The organism is Peptoclostridium sp. AF21-18 (genome assembly GCF_003478825.1).
GTDB lineage: Bacteria > Bacillota > Clostridia > Peptostreptococcales > Peptostreptococcaceae > Peptacetobacter.
On sequence record NZ_QUGE01000012.1, the window covers coordinates 34,389 to 46,841 of the forward strand.

Consider the following 12,453-nt stretch of genomic DNA (forward strand, 5'->3'; position numbering starts at 1 on the left):
ATCTGTAAAGTAACAATTTTGTTACTTTTATTGAAAAGCTTAAAATATCATCCATTTTGTTAAAAATATATGTTATAATCACTTTTGGAATCACGTAAAGAAAAGGGTGGTTGATAGTTTAAACCTACTTTCTGATGAAAGGAGGTGATAACTATGAAAGATTTTATTATTATCTTGTTAGAGATTGCGATAATACCCGTATTAGACGGCTTATTAATAAATCTAATTTATGATAAAATAAAAAACCGCCCTTCTACTGGCAATAGAAGAGACGGTAAAAAATAAAGTTTTTTATTAAATTACCTTTTCTATATCGACCACTCTTTTGCGTGGTTCTTTTTCTATATTTATTATAACATATCTTTTTAAATTTTGGCATAAAAAAATATATCTTAATCTATGCTCTAATAAAAAAGAGCACCTGAATTAAATTAGATGCTCAGTTGATAAATCTAAAAGCAAAACTCTCTACCATTCAGTTTTTGCCAGAAAAAATCCAGCCATCGCCGTACAATTTCGTTGTTTACAATGATTGATTTACTGTTCTTTTAATTATTCGTAACTCGTAATATGTAAATTAATGAAAATTGTAAAATCGAAATTCGTTTTTCTATATAATAAGCTTTTTTCGTCTTTATACGGCTACTATATTTCAAATAACAATTAATTTATAGCAAAGTTATAAACTTTCAACCAATCACCAACTAGAAGTAATTTTATAAACTGGGATATGAGAAATAACTACTCTAAAGCGACAATGCAGCTTGACTGCCTGGAGCAAAGAGTAGTTATTATCATATCCTTTATATTACTCTTCTAGATCTACTTCTATTTCCACCTCAGTGTTTAGTTTTTCTATTAGTTGAGATAGTTCATTTAGTTTATTTTCTAAATCAAGTGACTCGATTTCTTCTTCAAACATTTCAATGTTTGGGTTTCCGTATTCTATCACACCTAAGTTTGGCTCTAGGCTGATTCTTGAATCATGAATCATTACCTCTAATAGACTTAAATACTGTCTACCCATTTTTGCTTCTATTAATAACTCATTTAATGTCTTACCTTCATAAACAACCTTATTGTTTCCAGCATGTATAGCTTTTTTAAGATTTACAATATCTTTTAATAATATTTTATATTCCTTAAATCTATCTATATTTTTCTCTACCAATTCCTGACTTACAACAGATTCACCATCTTTTTTTAGTGGTATATCTCTACAAGAGCCGTAAAACTGCTGTTTTAATTTGGCTTCCTTCTTTTGTAAGTTTGATAGCATAAATATAGCTTGTTGCATAGTTATCTTCTTTATCATATACAACACCTCCGTTTGAAAGAAATTATATCATAACAGAAAAGCTTTTACAATAAATGCTTCATAATGGATTATATTTAAACAATAAAAAACTCCTATACTTTTAGGAGTTGGCATACAATTATAGTATAAGAGTCTTAGTTTATATTTGAAATTTTAATTATTAACCTTCTAAAAAATTATTTTTTCGTTCTAGTTGTGTTAATACTGTCTATTTTTAAATCATTATTATATCCTTTATTAATTAAGATATTTTTTACAGCTGAGTATAGCTCGCAGCAGTTTATACTTACAACCTCTCCATTTTGAAGAGTTACGCTACAATCACCACACTCTACATTGTCGTCGGCATTAGCAAAAGTAAATTTTTCATTTTCATCTATTATTCCAGCTTCTTGAAGGATTTTTATAAATCTATAAACAGTTGCTAAACCGATAGATCTATCCTTTTTTCTTACGTTATAATATACCTCTTTTATCATAAGAGTTTCATTGCTTAAAATAGTATCCAGGATTAATCTTCTTTGAAAAGTTATTCTATGTCCCTTAGACTTTAGTTCCTCTACAATTTGATTTTTTAGCTCTGTTTTATTATTAAAATCTATTTTTACATTATTTTTAAGCAATTTATTCACTCCCTTTATTAATAATTTATATTTATTGAAATTTAATTGTTGTATATATTGATATTCGTTATCATATATAAATTATAATCACTTTTCTCATATTAGTCAATACTAGCTTAAAAATATTTTAAATAGTTAGATAAATATTTCTTCTGATAGAAATTTCTTCACAAAAAAAGGAGATGATTTAATATTATTCATCTCCTAATTATTTCTAATTTAATTTAATTTAAATTCTATTGTTGTTGGATTGTGGTCTGAGTATTTAAACTGTAAATCGCTTCCTTTTTTGGCTACAACGTCTATATTATCAGATACTATAAATCCGTCTATAATAGCTGTGAAATTTACATCTTCATCATAAGGAATTCCAGCAGTTCTGTTTGTAGATACGTTTTCATCTACCTCAAATCTATATCCCTTTGGACTGAAGTTTTCTGGAATATAATCATACCAATCTGGTCTTTCCTCAGTTTTTGCAAATTTATTTATGTCAGTGGTTGGAATAACGTGGTTCCAATCCCCACCAGCTATTACATAATTCCCTTTTTTGTACTCATCTTCAAGTATTTCTTCTAACATATTAAGCTGCTTTTGTCTATATTCTCCACCTTTGTCGTATGCAGACATGTGTAGATTTATAAGAACAAGCTCTTTATTGTTAGATGTTTTTATTCTATTTACTATCATACATCTATCTAGACCAAATAATCTAGCAAGCCAACTCTGGTCTGTAGGAAGAGAAATCCTCTCAGCAGTTTCGAATTTATACTTGCTGTATGTACCCTGTCCTGCAGATACTTTACCATGCATATCATCAAATGGATATATAATATATGGTACTTTGTAGTTAAATGCAAAGCAGTTTGTATATTCGTCATCTAATCCATGTGCGACAAGTGCTCTTTGGTCGGTCTTTCTACTTCTCGAGCTGTTGATATCTATCTCCTGAACAAATGCAAAGTCAGGATCTATTTTGTTTAATTCATCTACAGCTCCATTGATATTTTTCATGACAGTTTCTCTATCTTTAGCCTTAGATTCTGTTCCACCGTCCATGAAGAAATCAAAGTCTTGGCTATATGCTCCGAAGCCAATGTTATATGTTGTTATAGAGTATTTTTCATCTAGCTCAACGTTTTCCTTATCAGTCATATGCGCTATTACTAGGTTTTCTTTGTATAGTGGCTGGTAGTCAGACACCGTAAGCCAACCTAAATAAGCGCATAAAAGTATAACTACTGTACAAAATACAGCAGCTATAACCTTAACTATTTTCTTAAAGCTTTTTCTCAATTTTTACCTCTATTATATTATTCGTTTATTAAATCCATAGCAAAATTAAGTGTAGCATGCCCATCGCAAGCACCAAATTTTACCATGTCTAACATTTCTACTTTTGTTTCGCCTGGAGCAAAGGCTTTTATACGATCAAATTCTCCCATAAGCTGTGGGCTTAAAAGAAGTAAATCTATATCATTATTTGAAAGAACTTCCTCTATTTTGTTTCTGTGAATAGCTTCTATATTGCAAGCTATATCTCTGCTTTCTGCTTCTTTTTTCATTCTGTCTACTAGTATATCTGTAGACATTCCACCAGTACATGCAACTACTATTTTCATAAGTTTATTTGTATCCTTCCGTTTTTAATTCTAGTTTAGAAAAATTTAACGTCATAATTCTAATAATAATTTGAATTTATCTAGTATTTTCATAAAAATACACGAACTATTATCAGATTTAATTGTCTTATAATATATATTATAACCCCAATAAACAATCTGTCAATATTATAATCGTTCGTGTAATTCTAAATAATAATTCTTATTTATTATAGATTGTTTCTAATCTATACCTTTTTTTAATTCATATACTTCATTATTAATAATATCTACACTCATACTACCAACTCTTATCCGCTCTCCCTTGTCATTCAAAAACATTTCCACTAAAGTGTTCGGATTTTCAATTATTTTTAATTTTTTAGCCCTTGTCAACCTCTTTATGTAACACTCTAGTTTCATTGCAGTGCTTCTACTGCTGCTTTCAAAGTATGCCTCAAGCTTTTTAAATCCGTAGTTTTTAGTGTATTTGCAGTTTGTTCCGTCTGTATGTTCAATCATTCTTCTTTTTATGTCAGTTGTATATCCAGTGTATAATGTGTTATTTTTACATCCTATTATATATGTATAAAAAATCTTCAATTATTTTATCTCCTAGTTTTCGTTGTCCTTTCCAACAGCTATAAATATCTGTAATGCTAAAAATGCCTTTACGTCCATATTTGCTTTGCTTTTTAATATTTCAACAGCCTGCTGTCTGTCTACTAATAAAGTCTGGATTTCTTCTGTTGGCTCAAGATATTCATTTGATGGCTCACCTTTACAAGTGCAGTAAAGTAGTGAGAATGATTCATCTGTCATACCTGGAGATGGGTACAGACCAAATCCACTGTCCATTTTATTTATTTCAATAAGATCAAGTCCTGTTTCTTCTTTTAATTCTCTTTTTGCACATACTTCAATATCTTCACCTGGATCTATAAGTCCTGCAGGAAGTGAATATACGTAATCGTCTAAGGGAACACGATATTCTCTTATTATCACTAACTTGTCCTCATCTATATGATATGGAACCATTACAACAGCATCATCTCTGTCATTTCCATCGCCGAAATACATATCGTTAAGCTCTTCTTCTGATTTTCTTGTAGCTAACATCCAAGTTTTTTCAGATTTGTCTTTAGATTCGTATTTCATTTCGTACATACTTAAATATTTAGACTTCCGTATAGGAGTTAATTTTTTTACTTTTTTCTGTTTCATGTTAAATCCCCTTCTCATTTGTAATTTTTATTTGAAAAGATAATTATTTTATATTAATTATATAATTCGATTATATCACATATTTGAACTACAATATTGAAAATTTTTGCATATAAAAAGAGATACCCTTTTGGATATCTCTAAAAAATTTCTTTATTAAAATTATCTTCTACCAAATCCTATAACAGCAGCACCTAATGCACCTATTATCTGAGTGTCTTCAGCTAAGAATATATCTTTTCCTATTATTTCAGATACCATTCTAACAAGCTCGCTACTTTTTGCAAGACCACCTGTGAATGCTACCTTGTCTACTATTTCTCCTCTTGATAACATAGAAGTAGATTTATTAGCTATTGATTTTAATATACCAGCAGCAACTTCTCCTGTTGGAACGTTCTGTGCTAATAAACTTACTATTTCTGACTCAGCAAAAACAGTACACATACTAGATATGTTTACTGGGTTGTTTCCTCTTGCAAGTTCATCTATTTTAGTTATATCGCTTCCTAATATATTAGAAGTAACTTCTAAGAATCTTCCTGTACCTGCAGCACATTTGTCGTTCATTAGGAAGTTTACTACGTTTCCATCTTCATCAAGGTTTATAACTTTACTGTCCTGTCCGCCTATATCAAGTATAGTTCTTACATCATTATTTATAAAGTGAATTCCTTTACTATGGCAAGTTATTTCAGTAACCTTTTTATCAGCAAAGTCCATAACTCCTCTACCATATCCAGTACCTACAACTTTTTTGATTTCTTCTTCTGGTATACCTTCTTTTAATTTTTCATAAACTTCATTAGCAGTAGTCATTGGGCTCCATCCTGTTGGAACTATTATTTTTTTTACTATTTTTTCTCCATCAAATAAAACCCCTTTTGTTGCTACTGATCCTGAATCAACGCCTATACTGTACATTAACTTTACTCCTCCCTCTTTTTGTATATATATAATTTGTTTGATTATTATTTTACATTATTAGTCTACTTATCTATTTTATCATAGTTTTATCTAATAGTATAATAGAGATTTACTATAACATTATAAATTTAATATTTGAAATTGGCAGTTTTAAATTTCATATAAAAAAATTATTGATTTTTGATTATTTATATTTTTTTACTATAAATTCTAAATATGTTGAAATTCCAATATTTTTAAAATTTATCATATTTTCAGAACAGTTGTATAAATGATGATAAAGTGTTATCCTAAAATTGTGTTTGAGAAAACGTATTTCAAATAACACAGAGAATAGATATTTTTACGGAGGGTAAAAAAATGGATATAAGAGAAAGATTATCTAAATTAAGAGAAATCATGGCATCAAAAAATATAGATGCTTACATGGTACCATCAGCTGACTTCCATCAGAGTGAATATGTTGGAGAATACTTCAAATCAAGAGAATTCATAAGTGGATTCAATGGTTCAGCTGGTACTGTTATAGTAACTAAAGATTTCGCAGGACTTTGGACTGACGGAAGATACTTCATACAGGCTGAAAAACAGTTAGAAGGAACTGGAATAGAATTAATGAAAATGGGTGTAGAAGGATTCCCTACTACAACTGAATTCTTAGTTGCTAACCTTCCAGAAGGATCTGTTCTAGGATTTGATGGTAGAGTTATATCTGCTAACGAAGGAAATGAACTTACTGCTGTTTTAGCTGAAAAAAATGTAAAAATAGAATATCAGTATGATTTAATAGATGAAATATGGGCAGAAAGACCAGCTTTATCTGATGCTAAAGCTTTTGCATTAGATGTTAAATTCACTGGTGAAAGTATAGCATCTAAATTAACTAGAATAAGAGAAAAAATGGCAGAAAAAGGTGCTTCTCACCACGTAATAACTACTCTTGATGATATCGCTTGGATATTCAACATGAGAGGTGGAGACGTAGCTCACAGTCCAGTTGTTTTAGCTTACACTGTTATAACTGCTGACAAAGTTTGCTTATTCTTAGACGAAACTAAATTACCAGAAGATTTAAAAGCTATATTCGCAGCTGAAAAAATAGAAATATTACCATACAACGATGTTTACGAATTCGTTAAAGGTATACCAGCTGGAGAAAAAGTTCTTGTTGACGGAACTAAATTAAACTACGCTATATTCAACAATATAGTTGCTGAAAAAATAGTTGATTACAACCCATCTTTATTCTTCAAAGCTTGTAAAAATGAAACAGAACTTGCTTGCACAAGAAACGCTCATATAAAAGACGGTGTTGCTATAACTAAATTCATGTACTGGTTAAAAAATAACGTTGCTAAAGGTGGTATAACAGAACTTACTGCTCAGGCTAAAATAGAAGAATTAAGAGCTGAACAGAAAGACTTCTTCGATACTTCATTCGGAAGTATATCAGCTTACAAAGAACATGCTGCTATGATGCACTACTCTTCTACTCCAGAAACTGATGTAGAATTAAAACCAGAACACTTATACTTACTAGATTCAGGTGGACAGTACTTAGATGGTACAACTGATATAACTAGAACATTTGTATTAGGTGAATTAAATGATGAATTAAAACTTCACTTCACTTCTGTTGTTAGAGGTATGATAAACTTATCATTAGCTAAATTCTTATACGGATGCCACGGATACAACCTTGACATACTTTGTAGAGGGGTTATGTGGAAAATGGGAATAGATTATCAGTGCGGTACTGGACATGGTATAGGTCATGTTCTTAACGTTCACGAAGCTCCAAATGGATTCAGATGGAGATTAGTTCCTGAAAGATTTGACTCTGCTGTTCTTGAAGAAGGTATGATAACTACTAATGAACCAGGTGTTTATATAGAAGGATCTCATGGTATAAGAATAGAAAACGAAATAGTTTGTAAAAAAGCTGAAAAGAACTTATACGGACAGTTTATGAACTTCGAAGTTATAACATTTGCTCCAATAGATTTAGATGGTATAGATCCAGAGCTTATGACTAAAGAAGAAAGAGATTATCTAAACTGGTACCATGGACAGGTATTCGAAAAAATAGGACCACACTTAACTGAAGAAGAAAGAGAATGGTTAAAAGGATACACTAGAGCTATATAATTAAATAAAAATATATTGGGATGTCGCAGTATGCTGTGGCATCCCTTCTTTATTTCTTACTTTAAATGTAAATAATATGGGGAAAAGACTAGTTAAATTTTGCTCCAGGCTTCAGCGCCTCGCTCTGATTATGTAACACATTTCAGAGTTGCGAGGCGCTTGCAGAATTGTCGCTTTAATTTAAACTAGTCTTTTCCTTTGCACATTATTAAAATGATTAAAGATAAGGATCTAAAGAAGGGATTGCTACAGTAATTATCTGTGACATTCAAAATATTTTTATTCAAATTATATAGTTCATAGTGTATTTGAAGATGATATGGTTGGAAAAGTTTGTTTAATTGTCTTAGTATTTATTATTTGTGTTGAATTAAGTTGATTTTAATTATATAATTAGTAATAGTGAGCTTTTATGCTTATGTTTTAAAATTATATTGAAATATATTTTATTTTCAGAAAATACAATTTAATAAGGGGGTTTAGTATGAAAGAGAATTTTTCATGGAAGACTATTTTTAATATAGTAGCAATTCTTATAGGGAATGCTATTTACGCTTTAGCAGTTGTTCTGTTTATAGTGCCAAATAATCTTATTACAGGAGGAACTACAGGGCTTTCATTGTTATTATACAATCAGTTTGGTATACCAATGTCAGGATTTATTTTTATTTTTAATGGAGTTATGTTCCTTATAGGTTTATTTGTTTTAGGTAAGAAGTTCGCACTTTCTACTTTAATAAGTACATTCTTCTACCCTACTGCATTTGCTTTCTTTGAAAAGACAATCGGTTATGGTGGTATGACAAGTGATAATCTACTTGCTGTTTTATGCGCTGGTATTATGATAGGTGTTGCTATAGGTATAGTTATTAAATGCGGTGCATCTACTGGTGGTATGGATATACCTCCACTAGTTATAAACAAAAAGGTTGGTATTCCAGTATCTGTTAGTATGTACTTCTTCGACTTTTTAATACTTCTTTCTCAGATGTTATTTACAAACAAAGAAATGGTATTATACGGAATACTTCTAGTTATGACTTATACTTTAGTACTAGATAATGTGCTTGTTATGGGTAAATCTCAGACTCAGGTTAAGATAGTTTCTAAAGAATACGAAAAAATAAATACTATGATATCAACTGAAATAGATAGAGGTACTACTCTACTTCAGGCAGAAACAGGATATATGAAAAATGAATATCCAGTTGTTCTTACTGTTATTTCTAACAGAGAATTACCTGCTTTAAATAGCAAAGTTCTTGAAATAGATCCAAACGCATTTATGATAGTGAGCAAAGTAAATGAAGTTCATGGTAAAGGTTTTACATTCAAGAAAGAATATATAGAAAACTAAACAATTCAGGTATATAATAGATTTCATATAATGAATTTTTAATGGCATTTTATCCAATGGGTTTAATGCCATTTTTTTATTTTTGATAGAATAATATTAATTATAAATAGATGATATGCTTATTTATAAATTATTCACATCTTTCTATATAATTATTTTATAATATAATCTTTTTATATTATAATTTTTTTGAATTTATAGAAAATAGTATAATCAAGTGATATAATTTATAATATAAAGATAAAAAACTAAATATTAAGAGGGAGGGATAAAATTGAAACCTCAACAAAAATTAGCATTGGATTTATTGGAGCCTGGAGAAACCACGCAAACCTATTTAAATTCAAGTAAAACAATTCCTTCTGGCATTACATCTAAGATGCTTTACAAAGATATCGTAACAATAGCATGGCCTTCTCTTTTAGAACTTATGCTAACTCAGTTGGCATCTATGGTCGATATGATAATGGTCGGTCGTCTTGGAGCCTCAGCGCTTACCGCTGTTGGACTTACTACTCAACCTAAGTTTCTAATAATATCAATTATAACTTCCATAAATGTCGGTACAACTGCTTTAGTTGCTCGCAGCAAAGGTCAAGGAGATCAAGGAAAAGCCAATCTTGTTTTAAGACAGGCTATTTTAATAAATATCTTTATATCTGTATTAATTTCATTAATAATGTATTCCACAGCAGAGCCTATCATAAAATTTATGGGTGCTACTGATGCCCTTTCACTAAAAGAAGGAACAGAATATTTAAAAATACAAATGCTTGGAATTCTTCCACTAGCCCTTACAGGTACAATTACAGCAGCACTTAGAGGAGCTGGAAATTCTAAAACAGCTATGATTTATAATTTAATAGGAAACTTAGCAAATGTAATTTTAAACTACGCATTAATCTACGGAAACTTTGGATGCCCAAGATTAGAGGTTGCTGGTGCTTCACTTGCTACAATTTTAGGGCAGTTTGTGGCTTTTATGATGGCTTGTGTTGCAGTTACTGGACATAGAAATTATGTAATATTTAGAGTTAAAGATGGTTTAAAACCTAATTTTAAAATGATGGCTGCGATTTCAGATATAGGTGTTCCAGCACTTATTGAACAGTTAGTTATGCGTGTAGGATTTATCGCATTTGCAAAAACAGTAGCATCACTTGGAACATTAGCATTTGCAGTTCATAATGTATGTATGAATATACGGGCACTTTCATTTATGAATGGTCAGGCATTTGCAGTTTCTGCAACTTCTCTAGTTGGTCAAAGCTTAGGTAAAAAAAGAGCCGATATGGCAAATTTATACGCAACACGCTCAAGAAGAATGGGAACTGTAGTTTCTATAATACTTATGTTTTTATTCTTCGTGTTCCCAAGACAGATAATTTCACTTTATAACCCTGATCCTGAGATAGTAAATCTAGGTGCCAGACTTCTTGTCATGGTGTCTATTATACAGATTCCTCAAGGTTCTCAGTTTATTATAAGTGGTATTTTAAGAGGTGCTGGTGATACCAAAGCTACTGCGATGATAGTAACAGTTACTTCTCTATTCTTAAGACCAATACTTGCAATTGTACTAATTCATGGATTTGGTATGGGACTTGAAGGAGCTTGGATTGCTATTATGGCAGACCAGCTTTTAAGAACACTGCTTGTATTTATACGATTCAGTAGTGGTAAATGGATTACAAAATTAGATAAATAGATTATAATTAGTGTATGAAATTGTTTTCATAAATAAGTAATTTTAGAAAGGAATTATTTAAAATGTTAATAAGAAATGTAAAAGAATCAGATTTTGAAGAAATATATAATCTTGTAAAAACTGCATTTGAAACAGCTAAAGTTTCTAGTGGTACAGAGCAGGATTTTGTTTATGAATTAAGAGCGAGAGATACATATCTTCCAGAATGTGAATTTGTCGCTGAAAAAGACGGTAAAATAGTAGGACATATACTTCTTTCAAGGGTAGATGTTGAAACTGACGACGGTGGAATTTTTAAAGGAGTTATGGTTGCACCACTTTCTGTTGCTTTAGAAGAAAGAGGAAATGGCGTTGGAGGTATGTTAATTTCTAACGCATGTATGATGGCGGCAGAACTTGGATATCCAGGAGCTTTCTTAGTTGGAGATCCTGAATATTATAATAGATTCGGATTTGTTGAAACTACTGAGTACAATATAAAAAATGACTCTGAAATAGATGACAAATTCGTATTGGCTTGCCCTACTTGCACAGGGGGATTTAGAGGAATAAAAGGAAAGGTAAATTTACACTAAAATAAAGGACAAGAGAATAACTACTCTTTGCTCCAGGCTTCAGCGCCTCGCCCATTTATGTAACACATTTATAGGTTGCGAGTCGCTTGCAGTATTGTCGCTTTATAGTAGTTATTTCTCTTGTCCCATTTTTTTACTATGGATTTACCTTTTTAATATTGAAAACTAAGAATAGTATATATTGATAATAAATTCTACCATCCTTTTTTTGTTTTAACCTTTTTCTTTTTTTCTTTTGAGTTGTCTAGGTTTATGTTTGATTTTATTGTTATTAGTATGGATAGTAATATCATTAAAGCTAGTGAGATTATGTTTAGTCCAATGTTCCAATTTACACTTACGTCGTAGCTTCTATACCCTATCAATCCTAATGTTGCAGTTATTGGATAGATGTTTGCTAGAGCCATTTTTGATGATGCTAGTAACCCAGAATACCCATAGACAAATGCTGCTATTGCACCGACTAAGTATCCTTTTTGCTTTCTCCAAGATAATACTATTATCGGCATTGTTGCAATATAAAGGAATAAACTGTTTGCAGTTATGCTAAACAATGCTTCTATAGCATATCTAACTGTAAATCCTGGATAATTCATAACTTTTTCTCCTATTATCGTAAAAATAAAACAGCAGAATCCAAATAGAATTGAAACAACTCCACACACAATCAACTTACAAAATACAAGTTTCTTATATGAAATAGGAACAGTAAGTATATTTTTCATCGTATTATTGTCATATTCTCTATTCATAATATATCCTGAAATTAACGTAATACAAACTGGAAATATCAATGTCATATTGTTTTTAATCACTTGCTCGTACAAATATCTAAAATCCCAAAATGATCCATCATTTGCAGTAGAAGTAAATATAGTAAGTACTACAGATAAAAGCATCATAAAAATCCCAGATAATATAATATTGTATCTTTTTAATTTTAAAAATTCTGTTTTTATTATAGTAATCATA

13 protein-coding genes are annotated in these 12,453 nt (G+C 30.5%); 5 read left to right on the forward strand and 8 right to left on the reverse strand.

Annotated features, from left to right (window positions below):
• Positions 1-153: 153 nt before the first annotated feature.
• Positions 154-285, forward strand: coding sequence for a hypothetical protein (locus tag DWX74_RS11260; protein WP_286164250.1), 132 nt, complete (start codon positions 154-156; stop codon positions 283-285).
• A gap of 523 nt (positions 286-808) precedes the next feature.
• Here DWX74_RS11260 and DWX74_RS06640 read toward each other — a convergent pair.
• From DWX74_RS06640 to DWX74_RS06670, 7 genes are all read right to left on the reverse strand, one after another.
• Entirely contained in the window at positions 809-1,315 is a 507-nt protein-coding gene (locus DWX74_RS06640; RefSeq protein WP_118549270.1) for a hypothetical protein, read from the reverse strand.
• A gap of 179 nt (positions 1,316-1,494) precedes the next feature.
• On the reverse strand, positions 1,495-1,941 hold the full coding sequence (locus DWX74_RS06645) for a Fur family transcriptional regulator (protein ID WP_158573243.1): 447 nt from the start codon (positions 1,939-1,941) through the stop codon (positions 1,495-1,497).
• A gap of 219 nt (positions 1,942-2,160) precedes the next feature.
• Positions 2,161-3,237 (reverse strand): endonuclease/exonuclease/phosphatase family protein, encoded by a 1,077-nt coding sequence (locus DWX74_RS06650; RefSeq protein ID WP_118549272.1) that lies wholly within the window; start codon positions 3,235-3,237, stop codon positions 2,161-2,163.
• Positions 3,238-3,254: 17 nt separating this feature from the next.
• Positions 3,255-3,563 (reverse strand): PTS sugar transporter subunit IIB, encoded by a 309-nt coding sequence (locus DWX74_RS06655; protein WP_118549273.1) that lies wholly within the window; start codon positions 3,561-3,563, stop codon positions 3,255-3,257.
• A gap of 222 nt (positions 3,564-3,785) precedes the next feature.
• The gene (locus DWX74_RS06660) at positions 3,786-4,145 is read right to left on the reverse strand and encodes a GIY-YIG nuclease family protein (protein WP_286164251.1); all 360 of its coding nucleotides are present in this window, start codon (positions 4,143-4,145) and stop codon (positions 3,786-3,788) included.
• A 12-nt stretch (positions 4,146-4,157) separates the two neighbouring features.
• Entirely contained in the window at positions 4,158-4,766 is a 609-nt protein-coding gene (locus DWX74_RS06665) for an NUDIX hydrolase (RefSeq protein ID WP_118549274.1), read from the reverse strand.
• Positions 4,767-4,928: 162 nt separating this feature from the next.
• Positions 4,929-5,690, reverse strand: coding sequence for an acyl-CoA dehydratase activase (locus DWX74_RS06670; protein ID WP_118549275.1), 762 nt, complete (start codon positions 5,688-5,690; stop codon positions 4,929-4,931).
• A gap of 363 nt (positions 5,691-6,053) precedes the next feature.
• On the opposite strand from DWX74_RS06670, the gene DWX74_RS06675 reads away from it, so the two are divergent.
• The 4 genes from DWX74_RS06675 (at position 6,054) to DWX74_RS06690 (ending at position 11,481) form a co-directional block, all read left to right on the forward strand.
• On the forward strand, positions 6,054-7,841 hold the full coding sequence (locus DWX74_RS06675) for an aminopeptidase P family protein (protein WP_118549276.1): 1,788 nt from the start codon (positions 6,054-6,056) through the stop codon (positions 7,839-7,841).
• Positions 7,842-8,325: 484 nt separating this feature from the next.
• Entirely contained in the window at positions 8,326-9,198 is an 873-nt protein-coding gene (locus DWX74_RS06680; protein WP_118549277.1) for a YitT family protein, read from the forward strand.
• Between the two features lie 274 nt (positions 9,199-9,472).
• On the forward strand, positions 9,473-10,906 hold the full coding sequence (locus tag DWX74_RS06685; protein WP_118549278.1) for an MATE family efflux transporter: 1,434 nt from the start codon (positions 9,473-9,475) through the stop codon (positions 10,904-10,906).
• A 62-nt stretch (positions 10,907-10,968) separates the two neighbouring features.
• Positions 10,969-11,481 carry a GNAT family N-acetyltransferase gene (locus tag DWX74_RS06690; RefSeq protein ID WP_118549279.1) on the forward strand — a complete coding sequence of 171 codons (513 nt, stop codon included), beginning with the start codon at positions 10,969-10,971 and terminating at the stop codon, positions 11,479-11,481.
• A 194-nt stretch (positions 11,482-11,675) separates the two neighbouring features.
• Here DWX74_RS06690 and DWX74_RS06695 read toward each other — a convergent pair whose 3' ends face one another.
• Positions 11,676-12,452: an ABC transporter permease gene (locus tag DWX74_RS06695; RefSeq protein ID WP_118549280.1), complete on the reverse strand. Its 777-nt coding sequence runs from the start codon at positions 12,450-12,452 to the stop codon at positions 11,676-11,678.
• Position 12,453: the final 1 nt, after the last annotated feature.